The organism is Neobacillus rhizosphaerae (assembly GCF_050477885.1).
Lineage (GTDB): Bacteria > Bacillota > Bacilli > Bacillales > Cytobacillaceae > Neobacillus > Neobacillus rhizosphaerae_A.
Genome location: NZ_JBCNAC010000047.1, coordinates 1 through 23,741 on the forward strand (window position 1 = coordinate 1; position 23,741 = coordinate 23,741).

General features: G+C 37.3%; 23 protein-coding genes. 5 read left to right on the plus strand and 18 right to left on the minus strand.

What is annotated here, in order from left to right:
• Window positions 1-415: 415 nt before the first annotated feature.
• From opp4C to ABES03_RS06305, 8 genes are all read right to left on the minus strand, one after another.
• A complete protein-coding gene (opp4C, locus tag ABES03_RS06270; protein WP_430116124.1) occupies window positions 416-1,327 on the minus strand; it encodes an oligopeptide ABC transporter permease in 912 nt (303 codons plus the stop codon).
• An 11-nt stretch (window positions 1,328-1,338) separates the two neighbouring features.
• On the minus strand, window positions 1,339-2,304 hold the full coding sequence (gene opp4B, locus ABES03_RS06275) for an oligopeptide ABC transporter permease (RefSeq protein WP_413302041.1): 966 nt from the start codon (window positions 2,302-2,304) through the stop codon (window positions 1,339-1,341).
• A gap of 174 nt (window positions 2,305-2,478) precedes the next feature.
• Entirely contained in the window at window positions 2,479-4,191 is a 1,713-nt protein-coding gene (opp4A, locus tag ABES03_RS06280) for an oligopeptide ABC transporter substrate-binding protein (RefSeq protein ID WP_430116127.1), read from the minus strand.
• A 38-nt stretch (window positions 4,192-4,229) separates the two neighbouring features.
• Window positions 4,230-5,234: an ABC transporter ATP-binding protein gene (locus ABES03_RS06285; protein WP_430116129.1), complete on the minus strand. Its 1,005-nt coding sequence runs from the start codon at window positions 5,232-5,234 to the stop codon at window positions 4,230-4,232.
• Entirely contained in the window at window positions 5,231-6,256 is a 1,026-nt protein-coding gene (locus ABES03_RS06290; RefSeq protein WP_430116131.1) for an ABC transporter ATP-binding protein, read from the minus strand. Before ABES03_RS06290 ends, ABES03_RS06285 begins: the two co-directional genes overlap by 4 nt.
• 158 nt (window positions 6,257-6,414) lie before the next feature.
• Complete coding sequence (locus ABES03_RS06295; RefSeq protein ID WP_430116132.1) at window positions 6,415-7,197, minus strand: DUF2268 domain-containing protein; 783 nt, start codon at window positions 7,195-7,197, stop codon at window positions 6,415-6,417.
• Between the two features lie 135 nt (window positions 7,198-7,332).
• Window positions 7,333-8,571: a beta-ketoacyl-ACP synthase II gene (gene fabF, locus ABES03_RS06300; RefSeq protein ID WP_430116135.1), complete on the minus strand. Its 1,239-nt coding sequence runs from the start codon at window positions 8,569-8,571 to the stop codon at window positions 7,333-7,335.
• A gap of 108 nt (window positions 8,572-8,679) precedes the next feature.
• Entirely contained in the window at window positions 8,680-9,612 is a 933-nt protein-coding gene (locus tag ABES03_RS06305; protein ID WP_430116137.1) for a beta-ketoacyl-ACP synthase III, read from the minus strand.
• A 198-nt stretch (window positions 9,613-9,810) separates the two neighbouring features.
• On the opposite strand from ABES03_RS06305, the gene ABES03_RS06310 reads away from it, so the two are divergent.
• A complete protein-coding gene (locus ABES03_RS06310) occupies window positions 9,811-10,062 on the plus strand; it encodes a hypothetical protein (protein WP_430116139.1) in 252 nt (83 codons plus the stop codon).
• A gap of 17 nt (window positions 10,063-10,079) precedes the next feature.
• Here the strand turns inward: ABES03_RS06310 and ABES03_RS06315 are convergent, their stop codons facing one another.
• The 4 genes from ABES03_RS06315 to ABES03_RS06330 all read right to left on the minus strand — a co-directional run bounded on the left by ABES03_RS06315 (window position 10,080) and on the right by ABES03_RS06330 (window position 13,033).
• On the minus strand, window positions 10,080-10,280 hold the full coding sequence (locus ABES03_RS06315) for a ComZ family protein (protein WP_308080548.1): 201 nt from the start codon (window positions 10,278-10,280) through the stop codon (window positions 10,080-10,082).
• Between the two features lie 20 nt (window positions 10,281-10,300).
• On the minus strand, window positions 10,301-11,248 hold the full coding sequence (locus ABES03_RS06320; RefSeq protein ID WP_430116141.1) for a BMP family ABC transporter substrate-binding protein: 948 nt from the start codon (window positions 11,246-11,248) through the stop codon (window positions 10,301-10,303).
• Between the two features lie 146 nt (window positions 11,249-11,394).
• Window positions 11,395-12,231: a hypothetical protein gene (locus ABES03_RS06325; protein ID WP_430116142.1), complete on the minus strand. Its 837-nt coding sequence runs from the start codon at window positions 12,229-12,231 to the stop codon at window positions 11,395-11,397.
• A 79-nt stretch (window positions 12,232-12,310) separates the two neighbouring features.
• On the minus strand, window positions 12,311-13,033 hold the full coding sequence (locus ABES03_RS06330; protein ID WP_430116144.1) for a serine aminopeptidase domain-containing protein: 723 nt from the start codon (window positions 13,031-13,033) through the stop codon (window positions 12,311-12,313).
• A 170-nt stretch (window positions 13,034-13,203) separates the two neighbouring features.
• On the opposite strand from ABES03_RS06330, the gene ABES03_RS06335 reads away from it, so the two are divergent.
• The gene (locus ABES03_RS06335; protein WP_308080552.1) at window positions 13,204-13,386 is read left to right on the plus strand and encodes a YjzD family protein; all 183 of its coding nucleotides are present in this window, start codon (window positions 13,204-13,206) and stop codon (window positions 13,384-13,386) included.
• Between the two features lie 175 nt (window positions 13,387-13,561).
• On the opposite strand, the gene clpB is transcribed toward ABES03_RS06335, so the two are convergent.
• On the minus strand, window positions 13,562-16,168 hold the full coding sequence (gene clpB, locus ABES03_RS06340; RefSeq protein ID WP_430116146.1) for an ATP-dependent chaperone ClpB: 2,607 nt from the start codon (window positions 16,166-16,168) through the stop codon (window positions 13,562-13,564).
• 118 nt (window positions 16,169-16,286) lie between these two features.
• The gene (locus ABES03_RS06345; protein WP_309865864.1) at window positions 16,287-16,466 is read right to left on the minus strand and encodes a YjzC family protein; all 180 of its coding nucleotides are present in this window, start codon (window positions 16,464-16,466) and stop codon (window positions 16,287-16,289) included.
• Between the two features lie 272 nt (window positions 16,467-16,738).
• Here ABES03_RS06345 and ABES03_RS06350 point away from each other — a divergent pair, with 272 nt between their 5' ends.
• Complete coding sequence (locus tag ABES03_RS06350) at window positions 16,739-17,431, plus strand: Crp/Fnr family transcriptional regulator (RefSeq protein ID WP_430116147.1); 693 nt, start codon at window positions 16,739-16,741, stop codon at window positions 17,429-17,431.
• 33 nt (window positions 17,432-17,464) lie between these two features.
• Here ABES03_RS06350 and mobB read toward each other — a convergent pair whose 3' ends face one another.
• Both mobB and ABES03_RS06360 read right to left on the minus strand, forming a co-directional pair.
• Complete coding sequence (gene mobB, locus ABES03_RS06355; RefSeq protein WP_430116150.1) at window positions 17,465-18,007, minus strand: molybdopterin-guanine dinucleotide biosynthesis protein B; 543 nt, start codon at window positions 18,005-18,007, stop codon at window positions 17,465-17,467.
• A complete protein-coding gene (locus tag ABES03_RS06360; protein ID WP_430116152.1) occupies window positions 17,995-19,260 on the minus strand; it encodes a molybdopterin molybdotransferase MoeA in 1,266 nt (421 codons plus the stop codon). The genes mobB and ABES03_RS06360 overlap by 13 nt, the downstream gene beginning before the upstream one ends.
• 241 nt (window positions 19,261-19,501) lie before the next feature.
• Between ABES03_RS06360 and ric the strand changes: the two genes are divergently transcribed.
• Complete coding sequence (gene ric, locus ABES03_RS06365; protein ID WP_430116154.1) at window positions 19,502-20,197, plus strand: iron-sulfur cluster repair di-iron protein; 696 nt, start codon at window positions 19,502-19,504, stop codon at window positions 20,195-20,197.
• A gap of 110 nt (window positions 20,198-20,307) precedes the next feature.
• Here the strand turns inward: ric and moaA are convergent, their stop codons facing one another.
• Window positions 20,308-21,324 carry a GTP 3',8-cyclase MoaA gene (gene moaA, locus ABES03_RS06370; protein ID WP_430116156.1) on the minus strand — a complete coding sequence of 339 codons (1,017 nt, stop codon included), beginning with the start codon at window positions 21,322-21,324 and terminating at the stop codon, window positions 20,308-20,310.
• A gap of 311 nt (window positions 21,325-21,635) precedes the next feature.
• Between moaA and ABES03_RS06375 the strand changes: the two genes are divergently transcribed.
• Window positions 21,636-22,334 (plus strand): Crp/Fnr family transcriptional regulator, encoded by a 699-nt coding sequence (locus ABES03_RS06375; protein WP_430116159.1) that lies wholly within the window; start codon window positions 21,636-21,638, stop codon window positions 22,332-22,334.
• A 56-nt stretch (window positions 22,335-22,390) separates the two neighbouring features.
• Here the strand turns inward: ABES03_RS06375 and ABES03_RS06380 are convergent, their stop codons facing one another.
• Entirely contained in the window at window positions 22,391-23,518 is a 1,128-nt protein-coding gene (locus ABES03_RS06380; protein ID WP_430116161.1) for a TIGR04053 family radical SAM/SPASM domain-containing protein, read from the minus strand.
• Window positions 23,519-23,741: the final 223 nt, after the last annotated feature.

Below are 23,741 nucleotides of genomic sequence, written 5' to 3' on the forward strand. Positions count from 1 at the left end.
CTTCTCTTTCCTTCTGCCAGATATGGCTCATAGACTGCTTCTATGTGACCTTCTTCTCTTTCCTTCAACCAGTTTGGGCTCATAGACCGTTTCTATGCGACCTTTTTCTTTATCTTTCTGCCAGAAAGGGCTCATAGACTCCTTCTATGCGACCTTCTTCTCTTTCCTTCAACCAGATAGGGCTCATAGACTCCTTCTATGCGACCTTCTTCTCTTTCTTTCAACCAGTTTGGGTTCATAGACTGCTTCTATGCGACCTTCTTCTCTTTCCTTCAACCAGTTTGGGCTCATAGACTCCTTCTATGCGACCTTCTTCTCTTTCTTTCAGCCACTTTGGGCTCATAGACTTCTCCTAATGACCTTCTACTCCCTCCTATAACAAACAAAAAAATCTACCATGTCGTAATGGTAGATTTTATCGTCTTGATTTTGGATTAAAGGCGTCTTTTAAGCCTTCACCGATAAAGTTTATCGATAAAATAGTTGCGGTAATCGTTAAAGCAGGAGGCACCCAAATCCATAGTTTAAATTGGAGTACATCTGGTTCATTTGCTGAATTTAACATATTCCCCCAACTTGGAATTTCTTGAGGAACACCAAAGCCCAAAAAGCTAAGACCTGTCTCAGCCACAATCATTGTGGCAAAAGTAATAGTAGCTTGAACAATAATAGTTGATAAAATGTTCGGTAATAGGTGTTTTACGATAATCTTAGCAGGAGAACAGCCAATCGATACGGCAGCTACAATGTATTCATTTTCTTTTTCTGCAAGAATTTTACTTCGCACAATCCTGGCAATACCACCCCAGCTTAAAATACTTATAGTCCCGATTAAAACCCATAGCCCATTTACTTTTCCAAAGAGAATGGCATTTAGAACTATAACAAATACAAGAAAAGGAAAGTTTAAGATAAAATCTGTAAATCTCATTAGTATACTATCTACTGCACCACCAAAATAGCCTGAAATCGAACCAATAATGGTCCCAAGGAATATGACAAATAGTGTACAGCTAAGGCCTACTAATAATGAAATTCGTCCACCATATAGTAACCTGGTAAATACATCTCTACCTGCCTTGTCTGTTCCAAGCCAATGTTTACTCGATGGCTCTAAAGACATCTGACCAATATTAATCCTGCCTACGTCTGCTGTGGTAATATACGGTGCAAGGAAAGAAACTATTGCCACAATGACTAGGAATACAAAGCTAATCATAGCCAATTTGTTCTTTAAAAACTTTTTTCTAGCGATAGCCCACGGTGATAAACTTTTTTTCGGGGGTTCTGTACTAATATTAGGATTTTTCTGAGTTACAATTTCCATTTTTTCTCCCCCTAATCTAGCCTAATTCTCGGATCCACAACACCGTATAGTATGTCAGCTACAAGGTTGCCAACTAGTGTTAAGAAAGAGAATAACATTGTCAACGTCATTAAAACTGGATAATCCCTGGTACCAACAGATTGTAAGAATAGTTGTCCAAGACCTGGATAAGTAAAAATCGTTTCAGTGATAATCGCCCCACTGATAATTGCAACTAAATCAAAACCTAAAAAAGTAATAAGCGGAATAATTGAGTTTCTTAAGATATGAACATTATAAATTTTTCTCTCAGGCGTTCCTTTTGCTCGTGCAGTACGAACAAAATCTTTTCGGCTATTATCGATTATATCGTTACGTAAAAATTGTGTATAGCTTGCCGTACTTAAAAGTCCTAGGACTACTGCAGGAAGAAATACATGATGTAGGCGGCTTAACCAATATTCCAGTGTCCCATCGGTAACACCAATATCAACTGAGCCGTTGGATGGAAACCAACCTAGTGTAAATGAAAAAAGGAAAATAGCAAAAACCCCGGCGATAAAAGAAGGTATTGATAGTCCTAAATAATTTAATCCACCAATTAAATTATCCCCTAATGTATAGGGCTTTCTCCCAGCGTAAGAACCCATAAAAAAGGCAAGAATGTATGTGATTAATATAGAAGTAAAACCAAGTAGTAATGTATTAGGTATACGTTCTCCGATTACTTCTGCTGCTGGTATTTTAAAACGAGCTGACTTACCAAAATCCCCTTGAACAAAATCTCCAATCCAACGTCCATATTGCTGTGGTAACGGGTCATTATAACCCAGTTTTTCCCGCATATCGGCAATATATTGTGGGTCGGTATTCCTTGGGTCGATTTCCCCACTTAGGGAATCTCCTGGCATTAATTTTGCCAAGGAAAAAACAACGATCGAAATGAGGAATAACATCGGAATCATGCCCAAAATTCTACGAAATGCATACTTCAGCATGTGCATTCTCCTTGTCTTTAAACTATGTTAAATACATGTTGTATGTATCCAAAGTGTTCAAATGGGAGAGGGAAATTGGAAGCAGTATACTTCCTCCCTCATCCCATTGAACTCCTGGACTATTTCAATCCTATTAAGCAATTAACATAGTTTTTTGCATGTTAATCTGTGTAATTATTGTTTAATCCACCATTCATTTGGACGGTTGTTACCAGAAACGTCGAACTTCACACCGTTCACGCGCTTGTTTATTGCCATTGTTTCTTCAAGCTCAGCAATTGGTAACACAGGAAGTTCCTTCATGAATAGTTTTTGCCATTGAACATAAAGGTCTTTACGCTTATCGTTATCAGTTCCTACTACACTAATATCAAGTGCTTGGTCTAATAACTTATCACTATCAGCATTTACCCAACGAGGGTAGTTCCAAAGTGATTTTGTTCCCCAAAGTGGAGTTGGATCTGGATCAGCACCTGTTGACCAGCCGCCGAAGAATACTTCCATTGATTTATCTGCTTTTTCAAGCATGTCATAGTAAAGGTTAGCATCAGTCATAGTTAACTTAGTTTTTAAACCTACTTCTTCCCAATATTGAGTTAACGCTTTTGCACGTGATTCGAATGTTGGGTTTGATGTTGCATAGTGACTGAAGTTTACAACAAATTTCTTACCATTTGGATCTTCACGGAAGCCATCGCCATCAACATCTTTGTATCCAGCTTCGTCTAACAATTCTTTTGCTTTTTTCGGGTCGTATTTGTATTGTTCTAAATCTTTATTATCTGCAGCAATCCAGTGATTTGTTGGGATAGGACGATTAACCGGTTTACCAACACCAAAGAAGAATGCCTTAACCCACTCTTCGCGATTAATTGCGTAGTACATTGCTTCACGAAGTTTTTTCTCTTGGTATTTTGGTTCATTCATGACGTTCTTCTCGCCATCCCAAGTACCTAATCTGAATCCAACATAATAGTAGCTAACACCTGGGTAAGTAATTGTATTTACATTGTCAAGTGCCTTTACTTGATCAATAATGCTTGGGTGGAATGATGTCATATCAAGTGTACCGTTTTTAAGTTCTCCCACAGATAGAGATGGGTCAATAACTTTTACAACAACCTTTTCAATATGTGGTTTTCCACCGAAATAGTCATCAAAGCGTTCCATTTCTACTGATTCACCTGGAACAACTTTAGTCACTTTAAATGGTCCTAAGCCCACTGGCTTAGTACGTACTTGCTCAGAGCTCATCATATCTTTTACTGCAATACCTTTAAATGCAGTACGGTTCATTGGGTATGTCCAAAGGTTATCCAAGTTGTTTACACGCGCTTTATCAAAAGTAATTTGGATATGGTAATCATCAATTACTTTAATACCTTCAATTTTATCTGTTTTTCCATCATGGAAATCTTGTGCACCTACGATATTTCTAACGTTATCAAAACGTGGACCTTCATAGTCTTTGTTAGCAACAGTGTATAATGAGAATTCCCAGTCTTTTACTGATAACTCATCACCATTGTGCCATTTAACACCTTTTTTAATTTCAAAATCAAATACTTTATTGTCTTCAGTTTTCCAAGAAGCAATATGTGGCTGTGCTTTCAATTGTGCATCGTAATCAATAAGGTTTTCATCAAAGAAATCAATTACATATTGGTCTGTAGCTGTACCATAGAATGTGTAGTTAAATTTACCTTCAGGTGCAGAATCTAGTGCATATACTAATGTTCCGCCATCCTGTGGTTTTTCAGCTGTTTCACCAGACTTACCTTCGTTTTCGTTTTTCTTTGTACTTGTTTTGTCACTGCTACACGCGGCCAAGAACGCTGATAGAACTAGCATTAATGCAGCAAGCATAAGCATACTTTTTTTCTTCATTGTTTTCCCCCCTAGAGAAATTTTATTTTTTTCCTTTTTTAATAAAGGTGGCAAGCTACTCGATGAGAAGGCTTCACCTCCTTTAATACTGGTTTACTTTTGGAACATTCCTCCATTGCCATTGGGCAACGCGGATGGAATGGACATCCTGACGGTGGATTGATTGGGCTTGGTACATCGCCTTTTAGGATAATTCTCTCCTTTTTCACCCTTGGATCAGGGGATGGAATAGCCGATATTAAAGCCTGTGTGTATGGATGTAGTGGTTGTGCATAAAGGCTGTCCTTATCTGCAATCTCAACCATATTACCTAAATACATAACACCAATCCTATCGCTCATATGCTTTACAACACTTAAGTCATGGGCAATAAAGAGAAAGGTTAAATCGAATTCCTTTTGCAGGTCTTTTAAAAGATTTAAAACTTGCGATTGGACAGATACATCAAGTGCAGAAACAGGTTCATCCGCAATAATTAGTTTTGGCCTAAGAGCAAGGGCACGAGCTATACCAATTCTTTGCCGCTGACCGCCTGAAAATTCATGTGCATATTTATAATAAGCATCCTGTGGCAAACCTACTTTTGTTAATAAATCCATCACTTCTTGTTTTAATTCCTCTTTGCTTTTTCTTGAAAAATTATAAATAGGTTCAGCGATGATATCCCCTACCATTTGCATCGGATTCAACGAAGCATAAGGATCCTGAAACACCATTTGCATATCTTTTCGAATTTCTCTGAGGGACTTCCCAGATATATTCGTTATATTTTTTCCGTCAAATAGTATTTTGCCATCGGTGGGTTTTAACAATCGTAAAATCGTCCGCCCCGCAGTAGACTTACCACAGCCGGATTCACCAACTAGTCCAAGTGTTTCCCCTCTTTTAATTTCAAAAGAGATATTATCAACCGCTTTCACATTTCCAACTGTTCGTTTAAAAAAACCACCTTTAACAGGATAATAGGTTTTGAGGTTCTGAATTTCTAATAGATTCTCTGATTGAGAGGACTCCTGGTTCTTATGTACAGTTATGGTACTCATTTACTCACCCCTTGTCTTGGTTTACTAGTTTCATAAAGAAGGCAGGCAACTTCATGATGCTCCTCTGCTTCTGCTAGTTCAGGGGTAATAGTAAAACATTCAGGCATAGCTTTTGGACATCGATTGGCAAACCGGCAGCCCACTTTTGGCATATTAATGAGTGAAGGTACAATTCCTTGGATTGTGCTTAATCTTTCTTCCGTTTCCTCCATTTTTGGAATTGCTCCCAAAAGTAATGTAGTATAAGGATGTTTAGGATTATGAAAGAGTGTGTCTACATCCGTTCGTTCTACAATTTTCCCAGCATACATGACAATAACTTCATCACACATTTCCGCTACTACACCTAAATCATGTGTAATCAAAATAACGGACATATCATTTACTGATTGGATATCTTTTAATAGCTCCAAGATTTGTGCCTGCACCGTAACATCAAGCGCAGTAGTTGGCTCATCGGCAATTAATAGCTTAGGCTGGCAGGCAATGGCAATGGCAATCATGACCCTTTGTCTCATTCCACCTGACAATTGATGGGGATATTCGTCCACAATTTTTTCAGGTCGAGAGATCCCTACACTCTTTAAAAGAGCTATTGCTTTTTGACGGGCCTCTTGTTTTGAAATCTTCATATGATTGAAAAGAACTTCTTGCAGTTGATAGCCAATTGTAAATACTGGATTTAAAGATGTCATTGGCTCTTGGAAAATCATTGAAACGTCTTTTCCTCGAATTTTATTTATTTGTGATTCATTCATTTTCTCCAGATTTATACCGTCGAAAATGATTTCACCCGATTTTACTTTTCCAATTCCTTTTGGGAGAAGCTGCATAATTGATAAACTCATAACAGATTTTCCACAGCCAGATTCACCCACAACACCAACAATTTGTCGAGGTTTTACAGTAAAAGAAACATTATCTACTGCGTTATAATCAGTACCCTCAATATCAAAGGCTGTCTCTAAATTTTTCACTTCGAGCAATGGTGCCTCTTTGAGTAACGGTTTTTTTATGCTCATAGTACACCTTCTTACTTTTTGAATTATTCTGTGAATTCGTTATATTCTAATAAAATTCTATTACTGAATTGTTACAATTGCAAGACTTTTTTACAATACTGATAATTTTCACTCTTTTTAATATAAAAAAAAGCCTAATTTAGCAGGCTTTTTCATGTTCAACTATTTTGGTCTTTGACAAAGTTGTCAGCAGGCATTTCAAAAGATAGTTTTGTAGAATAGTTATGATTTTTGTAATATTTATCAATAATGTTATATCCAACAGCATACCCTAGTAATTTTGGTACTCTTCCACCTCCAAACAATAGTTCGTCGTGAATTCTTTCATTCTTCTTTATCTCTAATTGTTTTTTTAGAAACTTATTCCAAAAATATGATATCTCTTTTTCATTATACATTCGGCACCAATCTGCCAAGTATACCTCTCCACAATGCCTTAATACTGTATATTCAGCCAAACCTTCAATTACCAAAGAATCTAATAGTGTATAATCCTCCATTTTTTTATTCATCTTACGGAGCCTGCAAACATGATGATATTCATGAACAAACAATGCTTCTATCTCTTTTGCATCTTCATGGGAGGAAAGAAATAGAAACATTTTATCAGGAAAAGAAACTCCTCCCTTTGTCCTGTCTATTCTAATAAAAAAACTTCTAGACTGAGCTAATGGAAAAAGAAAAACAGGTATATCCGGACCATTCCATTTAACTTTATATTTACCCAGTAGACGTTCCACCTGATCCCATACTTTCTGTTCATTCATTATGTGAAGGGTATCCTTTGAAGATCTCGAGGGCTGATACATCCCAAAATTTAATAATTGGTTGTAAATTTGTTTTGCTGTTTTCCCCTTGAAATACGGCTGTAGTTTTTCACATATTTTTATGGCATTATCAAAATCGTCCATCAACCAGCTGTCTGTTCGTATTACTCCCATACTTCCCCGCCTCCCGTAATCCCAAGAGTCACTTTCGTCTATTTTATGAATCAAAAATATAAGATGTTCTTATTAATTGTAGGAAAGCAGGATGTAAAAAATCGACCAGACATTTTATCTGGTCGACCACTGTTTTTATTCGTATTTTTTAAACACGATGGTTGCGTTATGTCCGCCAAAACCAAGTGAGTTGCTCATCGCTGCCTTGATTTCTTTTGAACGTGCTTGATTTACTACATAATCCAAATCACATTCTGGATCCGGAGTTTCATAATTTATGGTTGGAGGAAGTATGCTATCTCTCATAGCTAATACGGTAAAGATTGCTTCAACTCCACCCGCAGCTCCTAACAAATGGCCTGTCATCGATTTGGTTGAACTCATCGCAAGATTATATGCATGCTCTCCAAATACTTCCTTTACCGCAAGTGTTTCAAATTTATCATTATATTCGGTACTTGTACCATGTGCATTAATATAATCAATATCTTGAGGTTGTAATCCACCATCGTTAATGGCCATCTTCATTGCTCGAGCACCGCCTTCACCACCTGGTGCAGGGGCAGTGATATGATAAGCATCACCTGTTGCTCCATAACCGACGATTTCCGCATAGATTTTAGCTCCCCGTGCAAGGGCATGCTCTAACTCTTCCAAAATAATGATTCCTGCCCCTTCGCCCATGACAAAGCCATCCCTGTTTTTATCAAATGGTCTGCTAGCTGTTTGAGGATCAGGATTTGTAGATAGTGCTGTATTTGCACAGAACCCAGCAACAGACATTTTTGTGATTGGTGCTTCAGCGCCGCCTGTTACCATCGCATCTGCATCACCGCGCTGAATAACTTTAAATGCATCTCCAATGGAATTCGTTCCAGTAGCACAAGCTGTTACTGTACAAGAGTTAAATCCTCGAGCTCCTAAAGTAATTGAAACCTGGCCAGTAGCCATGTCTGGAATTAACATTGGAACGAAAAATGGACTAACCCGCTTGTATCCCCTTTTTTGGAAGGTTTCATATTGTTGTTCGAATGTTTCCATTCCTCCAATACCAGAACCAATCCACACACCAATGCGTTCTGAATTCTCTTCATTAATTGTTAGGTTTGCATCTTTTACTGCCATTAATGCACTCGCTACGGCATATTGCGTAAAGCGGTCCATTTTTCGAGCTTCTTTTCTATCCATAAACACTTCGGGATTAAAATCTTTTAACTCAGCAGCCACTTTAGCTGGATATTCGTCTGCATTGACTCTAGTCAGTGGACCAATACCTGATTTCCCCTCAATAATCCCCTTCCATGTTGTTTCAACATCGTTACCAAGCGGCGTCACCGCTCCAACGCCTGTTACTACAACCCTGCGCTTTTCCATTTGTACATCTCCTTTTCAACTATCTTTTCCCTTTTTTGTAATAGTAAGTGTTCTTCTCAACTAATTCAACTTTCTTTGAAGCTAATAAGTAACCTTACACGCTAATCTTTATTTCCCCCATCGGATGGCAATAGCTCCCCATGTTAAGCCACCACCAAAGCCAACCATGACAATGACATCATCATCTTTAATTTTTCCTGCCTCCAATTCCTCCACAATAGAAATAGGAATAGATGCAGCTGATGTATTACCATATTTATGAACGGTTTTGGACATTTTTTCAACTGGGAGTTCTAGTCTTTGTCTAGATGCTTCCATGATACGAATATTCGCTTGATGCGGTATTAAGAAATCAACATCCTCTTTTGTTAACCCTGCCTTTTCAAGAACATTTAGGCTGCTCTCGCCCATTTGTCGGACAGCAAACTTAAATACTTCTCGCCCATTCATAATGATATATTCATCTTGGTATAAATGTTTAGCCCCTGTACCATCTGCACCCAGCTCAAAAGATAGAATGCCACGATTCTCTGAAACAGGACCAATAATAGTAGCTCCTGCCCCATCTCCGAAAAGAACAGCCGTATTTCGATCATTCCAGTCAGTAACTTTGGAAAGCTTCTCAACTCCAACTACTAGTACGTATTTATAGACTTCTGTCTCAATAAATTGTTTTGCAGTAACAATGCCATACATAAAACCGGCACATGCTGCACTAATATCCATTGCAGCTGCCTTTGTTGCACCTAGTTTTTCTTGAATCCGACAGGCAACTGAAGGGAATGGTGTATCCGGAGTTACTGTGGCTACTAAGATTAAATCGATTTCCTCAGCAGTAATTCCAGCATTTTTAATAGCCTCTTGAGCTGCTGCTAACGCCATATCTGATGTATCTACATCATCTGCAGCGATTCTCCGCTCTTCAATTCCTGTTCTGGTACGAATCCATTCATCAGAGGTATCCATCATTTTTTCTAAATCCTGATTAGTGACTATCTTCTCTGGTAAATACCTACCAATTCCGACAATACCAGCTCTCACACATTCCATCTCCTTTTTATTTAACTAACTCTTTATCCAAAAATTAATATCAATTATTATGACTTGGTACTAATTTTATCAAATAGACCCCATTTTAAGCAACTGTTTCTTCTTCTATATTCTCCGCTAATGTACATTCCATTTATTTGTTTAGTCATATTCTAAAATAAAAGAGGTAATAGAAAGGAGGATGCAAGTATGGAAGAACGGAAACACGAAGAGCGAAAAGAGTCAGACCGTTTTAACAGTTTAATGTTTGGTCCCGGTAGACAACCCCAACGGGATCATCAGACGCAGGAAGCACCTCATCAGCAATCTACAATTGATTATGAAGAACTAATGAACAATATTGATGCATTAATGGAATCTATGAAGGGATTTAAACCCTTATTTCAAAAAGTATATCCATATATCGAACAATTATGGAAAAAAAATAAGGCTGACTCATAAAGGGTCAGCCTTTCTCATTATGATTGTTTCAATTCACTTAGGGCACTTTCTCTTCCTAATTCATATGCTTCTTCCATTACTTTAGTAAATAGGTTCATAAATGGTTGGATTAATTCCATAGATAATTCGACCCCAGCCTGATCCAATTGTTCTTTTGCCTCCGGTAAATACTTCATAGCGATTTGCATAAATTGTAATGTGTGATCTTGATTGTTCATTATGTACTCCTTTAAAAATATTATTTAGGCAATTTGCCTGTCTCCTTGTATTCCTCAATATGCTTGTTCATTTTCTGAATGAACTCTTTCTTAACTAATGGGCTGTACTTACCAAGTGAGATGACGTTATCTTGAAAGTCAAAGGAAAGATTACCTGATTTCAGTTCGCCTTTATTGTATTGCTCTGCCACTTTTTCATATAATTTATCAACCTGTTGAATCGTACTTGTTAAAACGGTAGATTCTCCTAAGTCAGACTGATCTGAAACGTAGCCGATAACAAAAAGACCTTGTTCCTTCACTCGTTCAATAACTGGAACGTTATAACCATCCCCTGCTGGATACACCACATCAACACCATTTTCTAACATACGATCAACTAATTGGAGTGCCTTAGTTTCATCATCCCAATTTCCGACATATTCTATGCTCACATGGGTTTGATTATTTTCAGCTAGGGCTCCCTGGTAAAACCCTTCAATTTCTGGTTGCCACTCATAAGCAGCCAACACTCCCACTTTATGTTGTTTTGACATATGAGCAGCAACCATCCCTCCAAAAAAGCCCATTGCATGCGCTTTAAAGTTAAGACTAGTTGTATTTGAATTCTTTGCATCTCCATTAAAGCTGACAAAATGAATCTTCGGATAGTCTTTAGAGATTTTATTAAAGTACTCAGCATATTCTGCTCCATGACCAAAGATTAGGTTAACCCCTTTTTGGTCAAATTCTTCAACCGCACGTTTAACAACGGCCTCCGAATTCATTCCTTCTTTATAAAATACATCAACATTAAATTTTGATTGTATTTTTAACATTCCTTTAAATCCCTTTGTTCCCCATACTTGATCATTTACCGTCTCAGGAACTAGCAAGCCTACCTTTTGCAATTTCCCTGTAGACTTTGTTTCCCCGCAAGCTCCAAGTAAAAGAAGACATAAAAGAATGACTCCGAAACGCTTTAGCATTCCATGCAACTCCTTAATACATCGGCCATATCTACAACGATTTCTTTTTTTAATTACATATTGTGAACAGTAAGCTATGTGAAAGGACCGTTTTTCCCTTAATTCTACTCTTTGTATTATAAAATGAAAAGACACATTTTTCCTTTTTATAAATTCCCCTGATATAAACGACGTACATGTTCTACTTGCTGGGTTATAGAATTAGCGATTGGTGTGATGTGGCGAACGGGTACAGTTACCATTTGATTTTCAAACTTTCTAGGCTCCGATCCATCCTTTGTAAAAAAGCTTTCATCTATCTGAAGGTAGGCAGCGCACTCAGACCAATAATCTTTTTTGCCACTTTGTAACACATATTTACCTGGCTTCTCTGATTCTACCATATCAAAAATAGTTTCCACTGCATCACATACAAAAAGTATATCCTCTGTCCATTCTCGATCACCTTTTTGTATTCCTACCTCTTGTATTTTTGATAGTATGGATTGTTGAAAGAGGAACGTTTCTGGCTGCCACGTGCCATAGATAGCTGGCAAATAAAAAACATGCATGCTCTCAGCTATACGACTAACCTGATCTAAAAAACTCCCTAATTGTCTTTCACTATTAGAACCAAGCTCTTGAATCGGAAGCAAACATACGATTTCGAGATTCTTATTATTTTTCTCGATATAGTTCACTATCGGCTTCATAACTCTATTCTTTAAGAAATGGGCTTCTTTATTCAGCATGTATAAGTCATAGATTGAAAAGACAAGTACGGTTTTGGAATTTTCCAATTCTCTCGCCTTTTCCCACTTAGAGAAGGATTGTTCGATAAAGTTTGCATTTCGACCTACCTCTAGTCTTTTCTCCTCATAGAATGGAATTTCATCTTTATCCTCAAAAGAAATGCCAACCACTTCTATTCCCTGATTCAAAAGGGTCTGGCTTGCATGAAAGCTTACAAAATCATATATACCAAATATTATAGCCTTGTCCATTAACGCTTCCTCCCCAATTATCCTTATTGAATCCTATGCTGATTAATAAGGAAATATTTCTTTTGGGGAGAAACGAGCGTTAAAGGACTGTTTCATGACTGTTGAAAAACTTGATGACTATTTTTCCTAGCTGCGGTTTTTTTTCAGGAAGAATAAAAGTAGGGTTAATTTCAGAAGTGTTGATCATCTGCTGATACAATTTCGACTGGGAATAGGATTTCCCACCTGAAAGGACGTGAATGATTTTTATTGGACAGTCCTCTTCAAGATTAACAGAATCTTCCATGTTGTTAATTTTACTTTCCACTTCGTTTTGATCCACATGATACGCGGCAGCTAATTCTCTCATCAATTTTTTATAAAAGAACTTATGCTCCTTTTCCAGGTCAAGATGATGCTTTAAGGACAGGATTGGATTAAGCAGGATAATCGATCGAATATTGTCCTTCATTTTTTCCATCAATCTGAGAGCCACAAGTGCACCCATTCCTTCTGCCAAGATATGAATTTTATTATTAATTATCTCGTTACGGATTATATGGTGATATAACCTTTGAGCAAGCTCGACAGCACTTTCGCTCCCCCAGTTTCGCCCATAAAGATTTGAGGAAAAAATGGTGTACCCTTTTTCTTTTAGTTCGTTGATAATAGCTAGTTTTCCTTCATTTTGTGTCCAAAAGCATTTATTTTCATCCACAAAATGCCTTTCATCTCCAATGATTAAGATCCCAAATCCTGTAGGCTTTTCAGGGTAGTGAATGATATTCCATTGGGTATCCATTAGAAAATTTCGATTTTCCATTGATAAATCTCCTTTTACATATTTCCTCAAAGTATTGTATGCCACTTCACAAAAGATGAAAGGGAGTTTGCCCAATTTCAATTAAAAACAAAATGCTGATTTTTCTATATTTTTTTGATTCGGTATGGTAATATTAATGATGATGTAAAATAAGTATGAGGTGAATAATTGTGCAATACTTTTGGACATTTTTCTGGTCATTTCTTTTAGTACAAATGCTTACATATGTTATTAGCTCTATGTCAGGAGTAAGTTTTGACTTTGTCTCCGGTTCTATTGCTGCAGTTGTAGTGACAATTTTAGTTTTCGTTGTTTCTGCAGTTATTCCAAATGAACCAGTTGAAAAACACTAATAAGCAAACCGTCCGTTTGGGAATGTAAAAAAAGAGGCTGACTCCTTTAGCTTTAGAGTCAGTCTCTTTTTACTTTTTAGCTTTGTTAAACTTGTCTGTTGATTTCCGCTCCAGGTGCTTCGCTCCAATCAACAGGGTATAAAAATCAACACTGTTCTTTTACACAACCTACTTCTTAGCCATTAAGCTCACGAACCTTTAAACTTACCTCTCCATGCTCAATGACAATTTCCACTGATGAATGTTCATGTACACGCCCAGCTATTATTTCACGGGCGAGTTTCGTTTCTATATTCCTTTGTATATACCGTTTCAATGGTCTTGCACCATATATAGGATCAAAACCATTCTCGGCAATAAATTCTTTTGCATCCTCTCGAATCGAAATATCAATATGCTGCTGCCTTACCCTCTTTTGTAGTTCCTTCATCATTTTAACAACAATATTTTTTATTTCTCCCAATGATAGAGGTTTAAAAAGAATGATTTCATCAATTCTATTTAAAAATTCAGGACGAAAATGCGCTCTTAGTTGGTTCATCACGTTTTCTCGTGTATCCTCCGAAATTCCCATTTCATTATCTCTTCGATCCAGTAAAAAGTGTGACCCAATATTGGAGGTCATAATAATCACTGTATTCTTAAAGTCCACTACCCGGCCTTGTGAATCAGTAATTCGCCCATCATCTAGTGCCTGCAAGAGAATATTGAAAACCTCTGGATGAGCCTTTTCAATTTCGTCCATCAAGATCACAGAATAAGGTCTCCTTCTCACAGCTTCTGTTAGTTGTCCGCCTTCTTCATACCCTATATAGCCAGGAGGTGCACCAATTAAACGTGAAACTGCATGTTTCTCCATATATTCGGACATATCAATACGGACAATATGGTCCTCGCTGTCAAATAACGATTCTGCCAATGCCTTTGCAAGTTCTGTTTTCCCTACACCTGTAGGACCTAAAAATAAGAATGATCCAATTGGTCGATTAGGATCTTTAATTCCTGCCCGTGCTCGGAGTACGGCATCAGCGACTAAGTTGACTGCTTCCTCTTGTCCAATGACTCTTTCATGTAAAATAGACTCCAATTTTAACAACTTTTCTCTTTCACCTTCAACCAGTTTAGAGAGCGGAATCCCTGTCCACCTGGAAACAATATTTGAAATTTCTTCCCCCGTTACCTCTTCACGCAGTAAGCGGTCATCTCTTACTATGGCCTGCTCTAACTCTTTTAGTTCTTTTTCTGCTAAGGGAATTTGTCCATGACGAAGCTCAGCTGCACGGTTTAAATCATATTGATCCTCTGCCTGTTGAAGATCTCTCCTGAATTTTTCAAGTTGTTCCCTTTTCTCCTGTAATTTCTGAATTCCTTGCTTTTCTTGAAGCCACTTTGCTTTCTTGATATTCGCTTGCTCTTTTAAATCTGCCAATTCCTTTTGAAGTGTTCCCAGTCTGACTTTACTGCCTTCATCACTTTCTTTTCTTAATGCCGCTTCCTCAATTTCCAATTGCATAACTCGCCGTGTGACCTCATCAAGTTCGGTTGGCATTGAATCAATTTCCGTCCGAATCAAGGCACAGGCTTCGTCTACAAGGTCAATGGCCTTATCTGGTAAAAAACGATCTGTAATATACCGATCCGACAACGTCGCAGCAGCTACAAGTGCATGATCATGGATTTTCACTCCATGGTGAACTTCGAACCTTTCTTTTAAACCTCTTAAAATTGAAATCGTATCTTCTACATTAGGTTCTTGTACAAGAACCTGCTGAAATCTCCGTTCAAGTGCAGGGTCTTTTTCAATATATTTTCGGTGTTCATCAAGGGTAGTCGCACCAATACAGTGAAGTTCCCCTCGAGCAAGCATGGGTTTTAACATATTTCCTGCATCCATTGCTCCTTCGGTCTTGCCTGCCCCTACAATCGTATGGATTTCATCAATAAAAAGCAGGATTCTCCCTTCGCTTTTTTTGATTTCATTTAAGACAGCTTTTAACCTTTCTTCAAATTCACCCCTAAATTTGGCACCGGCAATTAGCGCACTCATATCTAAAGAAAAGATCGTTTTGTCCTTTAGACCTTCCGGTACATCCTTTCTGACAATTCGCTGGGCTAACCCTTCAACAATAGCTGTTTTACCAACCCCTGGTTCGCCAATTAAAACAGGATTATTTTTTGTTTTCCTTGATAAAATCCTGATAACATTACGAATCTCTGTGTCTCTACCGATTACTGGATCTATTTTCCCTGCTCTGACCTCTGCAACCAGGTCTCTTCCATATTTCTTTAGAGCCTCATATCCTGCCTCCGGATTTTGCGAAGTCACTTTCTGGTTCCCCCTTATCTCTTTTATCGCCTTTAATACATTTTCTGGTGTTTCTCCAAATGATTGAAGAATCTTTGTCATTTCAGAATCATTTGCATAGCATGCCGCTAACACTATGTGTTCAACAGATATATACTCGTCACCAAATTTGGCTGCAAATTCTTCAGCGCTAACGATCAACTTTTGCAGCTTTGCTGTTATATATAATTTCCCTTGCTCAACGCCACTTCCAGTGACCTGAGGTTTTTTAGAAATAGATTCCATCCATTTTCTTTGAACCTTCTCAACGGACAAACCGGTCCTTTCAAGGATAGATACAATGAGACTATCCTCCTGATCCATTAACGCCAAAAATAAATGGGGTTCATCCACCTCTTGATGATTATTTTTAACAGCTAAAGATTGGGCATCCATTAATCCTTTTTGTAAACGTTCTGTCATTCGGTTTAAGTCCACACATCTCACTCCTTTTTTGACCATCTTTGACCTTATCTAATTATAAAACATTTCTTTAAAAAAAGTAAAATTTTTCACAATAGAAAAGCCACCCGGATGGATGACTTTTCTTGATACATTAAGGTTTTCTTTGGTAGGTCCATACACGTTCGTCATTGGACGTTTCTGGAAAAGGGTCTCCTGCTTTAAGCTTTATTTTTTTGGGGTTGTTGACAGTGCTTCCTGTGTCGCCCACCTCAATGTATATTCCATTATTCGGTGCTTTTTTACCTGATTTAAACTGGTGGTTTTGTCCCATATTCTTCCCTCCTTGTCGTCTACATTTTTATTATTTCCTTTTCGTTGGAGGCCATTAAAGGAATTTACTGCAAGTTTTCACAAAGTTCGACAATATTTCCTAAGAAATATTATGAATGCTTTTTAAAATATGACGATTGTATGAATTTATTGCACATTTATTGCTAAATATTCTTCGTTAACAATATAATTATAGTAATAATATTCCTGTAAAATTTGACTGTGTTTTTATTATGAAGCGGTTTATTTGAACCTTTAAAGGTGGTTATTTGTATGCAGTCAGTAAAAGAAATACCCGTAACACTCTCTCATCTCTTTGATACAGTTCACCATATTAGAAAGATTGAAAAAGGTACCTTTCTTTTTCAAGAAGGATCAAACGCAGATGAATTATATATTGTTCAAAGTGGAATTCTGCAAATTAGTAAAATTATTCCTGACGGCAGAGAATTAACTCTTCGAATGTGCTCAAAAGGCGAACTTGTTGGGGAGTTAAATTTATTCTCTCCTACTTCAAAATTTTTATTAAGTGCTCGTGTAGTTGAAAGTGGAGAAGTAGCTGTTATTAAGAAGGATGCACTTGAGGAAAAGCTCTCACAAGATCTACCGCTTTCCTTTGAGTTCATCCAATGGATGAGTCAACAATATCGGAAAACCCAAACTAAATTTCGTGATCTAGTCCTTCATGGAAAAAAAGGAGCATTATATTCAACATTAATTCGAATAAGTAATAGTTATGGGATAAAAACAAATAAAGGAATCTTAGTGGAACTTCCTTTAACGAATCAAGAATTAGCTAATTTCTGTGGAACCTCTCGTGAAGTGGTAAATCGCCTTCTAAGTGATTTAAGAAAGACAAATATCATTTCAATTGATAAGGGAACAATTACTATACATGATTTAGATTACTTAAAAAGGGAAATCGATTGTGAGGATTGTCCTGTTGATATATGTAAGGTGGATTGAGCAAGACTATATTGCACAAAAAAATCGGTCAATTCAGACCGATTTTTTTTGTACCTGTTCCTGAATATATTGGATTATCCACTGAATAGCCGTATCCTCATTGATTAAAAAAGATGGACCTGCCCACTTTTCTTTTACCTGTTCCTTTATTTCATCATTCCAAGAAATCACTGCTACTACATTGTTCACTTTTTCGAGTAATTGTATGTCAGAGGTTTCTCTAACTAATAAAAGCTTGGGATAATGCTCTTTCTTATACCCTTCGACTAATATGACTTCAGGCTTAAAGAATTTCATAAGCTCTACTTGATCATCAAGATTGCAAACAATCTCCTCAGCTTGAAGAAGTAGTCTTCCGCCTCCTTCCACAATGGAAGCAAGTGCACCCGAGGTTAGATGTTTGCCTGTATCCTTAGACATCGATGCATCTGGCTTACCGCCATGCCCATGGTGCTTAATGGTTACAGTCTGTAACTGGTAGTTTTTTAATTGTTCAATTAACTTTAATGTAAAAGTGGTCTTGCCACTATTTTGAAACCCTACAATTTGAAAAACAACAGGCTTTACCAAGGCCACTCACTGCCTGATTGGTCCTCCAATAAAAGGACTTCGACTTCACATCCTGCCGTAAAACCTCTTGTTCCACCTGGCAGAATCATTAACGAATTGGCGCCAGCTAAGCTCATAATAATGTTTGATTTGTCCAAACCGCTCGGTGTAGATTTAAGTCTGCCTTCTTCTATAAACGTTGAACTTCGAACAAACCTTGTAAATGGATTAGCTTTTGGAAAGTCTACTTCAAGTACAGCCAGTTCTTTTCTCAAATGCGGTTTTTCAGAAAACAACATTCTCCGAAGGATTGGGCGGGCAAACAGTTCAAATCCAACATAACAGGCTGAAGGATTACCAGAAAGCCCAAATAAAATCTTTTCTTTATATCGGGCAACCGTTGTTACACTTCCCGGCCGCATTGCTACCTTATTAAATAATACTTCTGCCCCTAGTTTTTCATAAATAGCCGGAAGGTAATCAAAATCTCCTACAGATACCCCTCCTGTTGTTATCAGAACGTCTACTTTATTTAATGCATCCTTTACTGCATCAAAGCAGGTATCAAATTCATCAGGTAACTTTCCAAAGTAATGGACTATTCCACCAGCTCTTTCTATCTGTGCACAAATCATGTGTGAATTACTATTACGAATTTTTCCTGGAACTAAATCTTCATAAACCTCTAATAGCTCTGTACCGGTCGCAAATAGACCCACAAGTGGCTTTTTAGCTACTGGTACATTATGATAGCCGAAAGTCGCAAGCATGGCTTGAATACCTGGATTAATAAGTGTCCCTTTTTTAACTAGAACTTCTCCTTGTTTCGCATCTTCCCCTATGAAGGAAACATTATCTCCCTTCTTAAATGGACGCTTAATTGACATGAATTGAATTCCATTCTTTTCATAATCCTTTGCCAACTCAAACATAACAACAGCATCGGTTCCCTCAGGCATCATAGCACCGGTCATAATTCTAACCGCTTGATTTTGACCAACAATCTTATTTGAAACCATTCCAGCCCCAATGTGATCTACTACTTCGAATTCTAGAGAATTGGATTGAGAAGCCTGACTCGTATCAATAGACCTAACAGCAAAACCATCATATGGTGCCCTATCAAAATGGGGCACATCACTCGTTGCAATTAAATCTTCCGATAAAAAACGGCCATAGCTATCATTTATGGAAATGTACTCGGTCGCACCATGTAATTGGAATTCCATGATTTTCTTAACCGCTTCACCTATTGGGATGGGATTTCTTCTTTCTAACATCCTGCTCACTCCTGCCTAAAACGGGTAGTTTAACTTTATGTACAATATATGAACTAGTATACATTATAAGCCTATAGCAACCTTGCTAATATATCAAATATCACAAATTGGCTAAATCTTACCTTAAAAAAACAAAAAATCATATTGAATGTGTGATATAGGTCACCTAGTTTCCACTCTAATTCCAGTATGCTTATATCAAGAAAACAAATATGCTTCAAATTTTAAGGAGGATTTCGTTATGACTTTCCCATTTACATCAAACTCATTAGTTAAAGATATTGTTAACGAATTACCAAAAACAAGTGACGTGTTTAAGAAAAACCGTATTGATTTCTGCTGTGGCGGAAATATTCCATTGTCTGATGCAGCAGCCCAAAACGGACTCAATACCGATCATTTACTTACAGAATTAAAGGAAGTATTCAAGAAATATGAAAATGAAGAGAAAGATGTTAAGGTTTGGACTGATTCCGATTCTACTACGATTATTGACCACGTAATCACTAATTATCACCGTGTTTCTGAAGAAGAATTATCCATGCTTAGCCCTTATGTAACAAAAGTCTCTCGTGTACATGGTGATAATCACCCGGAACTATTAAAGGTTTATGAACTTTTTTATGAATTTAAAAAAGAACTAATGGAGCATATGGCAAAGGAAGAAGCTAGTGTCTTCCCATTAATCAAGCAACTAGCTGATGGCACAGTGGAAAACCGTGAAGAAGCCATCAATATGATTGTTGAGCTTGAAAAAGAACATGATCATGCAGGTGAAATTTTGAGAGAAATTCGGGCAGTGACATCTGATTATACTCTTCCATTAGATGCTTGTGGTACGTACCGCTTAGTCTATGCTCGTTTAGAAGCATTAGAGGGACTAACCTTTATGCATGTACACTTAGAAAATAATATCTTATTCCCACGCTACCTTTGATAAAAATAAGAGGCTGTCTCATCATCCTGTTGAGACAGCCTCTTTTGTGAAATGAAAAACTATCTTATTTTTGCTAAGAGAGTTTTTCATTCTTTAATATGGTTGAGAGATTATCCCCCAATATAAGACATCTCAATTTTTTTGCGGTTTTTCGTTGTCTCCGCCGTTCTTTCATCCGAATAACGATCTTCCCGTCCATTCCATATGGCGGATATTCTATTACGAATTTCTTCATCACTAGCGCCATTACGCATGAAATTACGAATATCATGGCCATTCCCATTGAATAGACATGTGAAAATTTGACCATTTGCTGAAAGTCGTGAACGTGTACAACTTGAACAAAACGATTCAGAAACGGATGTAATAAACCCTACGTTTACTTTTGCATCCTTATAACGATAAAGCTTGGCGACTTCCCCAAAATATGCGGGATCAACTGGCTCTAGCTCAAAACGCTCTTTTAGTAAATAGTACATTTCCTTCTTGGTAACAACGTCGTCCATTTTCCACCCATTTGTAGAACCAACATCCATAAACTCAATATAACGTAATTCCAATCCATTGTTTTTACAGTATTCTGCCATTGGAACAATCTCTGAATCGTTCAAACCTTTTTTAACTACCATGTTGATTTTGACACCTAGACCTGCCTGTTTAGCTGCTTCAATACCTTCTAAAACCGGTCCTGTCCCAACACCTCGTCCATTTATTTCGCCGAACAACTCATCATTTAAGGTATCCAGACTAACATTGACCCGTTTTAGACCTGCTTTTTTTAAGTCCATTGCTAATTTTGGAAGCAGCACACCGTTTGTTGTTAATCCGATGTCACTTAACCCTTCAATAGCTGATAACTTTTCAACAAGTATTGGCATATCTCTTCGTAGAAGTGGTTCTCCGCCTGTTAAACGAATTTTTTCAACACCTAAGCTAACAAATATCTTAGCTAGACGTTCAATTTCCTCGTAGGTTAGCAAAGCGGTCTTCGGAAGAAATTCAAAATCGGGCCCAAATTGATCTGCTGGCATACAGTATTGGCAGCGAAAATTACAACGATCAATAACTGATATTCTTAAATCACGTAATGGTCTGTTAAATTTATCTTTTATAATGGTTTTTTCCATTCGGTATCAACTCCATTTAAGGAAGCAATTTACTAATAAGTGTAGCAGTCTTTTGGTTTGAAAGCTGTTACTTTATTCACTATAAATATACTTTTAATATAATTCTTATCTTAACAGATGTCTATTGCTGAAGAAATGATTGTTTTTGGAAATATACAAGCAAATCTTATCTGACAAAAAAACTGGGTGAGTTTTCACTATATTGTCATTGTTTACTCCGATTTATTGCTCAATCATGGGATAGAATGATACTAATGAATCCTTAATAAAAATTGACAGGAATAAAAAAAATGTAACTTGAGGTGAAACGGATGACAACCACAATGAAACCTACTCATTCCATAGAGATAAAAGAATTGCTTCAATTTGCCGACCGTAAATTTAGAAGTGAAAGAGGAAGCTTCTTATTTCAGGAAGGGATGAAAGCAGAGGAACTTTACATTATCATTTCCGGAAAAGTTCAAATCAGCAAAATAACATCAGATGGGCGTGAACTATCTTTAAGAATTTGCGGTGCAAATGATATTTGTGGTGAATTGACACTCTTTACAGATAATCCAAGGTACTTATTAAGTGCAAAGGTACTAGAAGAAGGAGAAATTGTAGCCATTAAAAAAGATGTGATCGAAAGTGAAATTTTCCAAAATAGTAAACTTGCTTTTGAATTTATGAAGTGGATGAGTGATCACTTCCGAAAAACTCAAACAAAATTTCGGGACCTTGTGTTAAATGGAAAACGCGGCGCGCTTTTTTCTACTTTAATTCGAATGTCTAATAGCTACGGTATTCAAAAAGATAATGTAATTTTAATTGACCTACCTCTAACTAATCAAGAGCTCGCCAATTTCTGTGGAACTTCTCGAGAAAGTACCAATCGGATCCTCAGTGACTTAAAAAAAGATAAAATTATTTCTATAAAACGAGGTAAAATCTCTATTTTAGATCTTCAATATTTAAAAGACGAAATTGGATGCGAAAATTGTTCTGCCGTATATTGCAATATTGAATAGCTGTTATTGATGTAAGAGGCTGACTTTTAATGTCAGCCTCTTCATTTTTACCATTATTATTTTTGGACCTGTTTTTCCCGTAGTTCTTTTGGAATATAAACACAGAATGGTTCACTTTCAAGATAATCACCCGTCATGGCATAGGCCCTTGACCTTGAACCACCACATACATGGCGGAATTCACAGACCCCACATTTTCCTTTATAAAGGTCTGGATTACGTAGTGATTTGAAAATTGGTGATTCCCGGTAAATTTCTGCTAATGGCTGCTCCCTTACATTTCCAGCTTTTACTGGTAAAAGTCCACTAGGGTATACATCCCCAATATGTGAGATAAAGACAAAACCATTTCCATCATTTACGCCTTTCGGTGCTCGTCCCAATCCATCGATTGATCCTGTTAAGCCTTGTTCTGTTAGTGCACTTAAATAATCAATCTCTGCTGTTTGTTCCTTGGCTTCACGCATTTTTTGTTGAATTACCACACGACGATAATGCTGTGCTGCTGTTGTTTTTATATCAAAAGAAACACGTTTACTTAAATCATAAAGCCATCTGAACACTCTCTCATGTTCAACTGGAGAGATCATATCCGTTTCTTGTCCTCTTCCTGTTGGAACAAGGAAAAACACACTCCATAATACACAGTTTAGTTCTTCAACCATTTTTGCCATTTCATCAAGATAATTTATATTATAGCGAGATATTACGGTGTTGATTTGGATAGGTATCTCCAACTCATGAAGATATTTAATTCTTTCCATCGTGAGATCGAATGACCCAGCCGTTCCACGAAAATGGTCATGTACCTCTGCTGTTGGCCCATCAATACTGAATGCCCAGCGAGATAGTCCGACATCTTTTGCTTTTTCAATGGCTTCTTTCGTCACGTTAGGAGTGGCACTAGGCGTCATTGAAACACGTACGCCTTTGTCCACTGCATATTTAGCAATGTCAAAAACATCCTCTCTCATTAAGGGATCTCCCCCCGTAAAGACGAGCATCGGATTATTCATTTCATATATTTGATCAATTAACTGTTTGCCTTCCTCAAAGGAAAGCTCACGAGGATCTCTTCTATATTGTGCTTCGGCACGACAGTGCAAACATTTTAACTGACATGCACGCGTTAGTTCCCAAATAACGATAAATGGATCTTTATTAAAATCTCGGCTAAAAGCCATATGAAACGCCCCCTAAAACAGCTATTTCAACTCAAACAGCCTTAATACTCTGTATTATAAAGGTGTTTATAGTCGAAAAAAGTGAACTACCTCACAGACTTAGATATATATATGGACGTTTTGTGAATGAGTCTAAAAAGAAAAGCATTGGTTGAAATTCACTGCCAGTTTGTCGAGAAAGGAGTTCCACCTACTAAAATGTTGAAGTTTCCCTGCCTTCTGA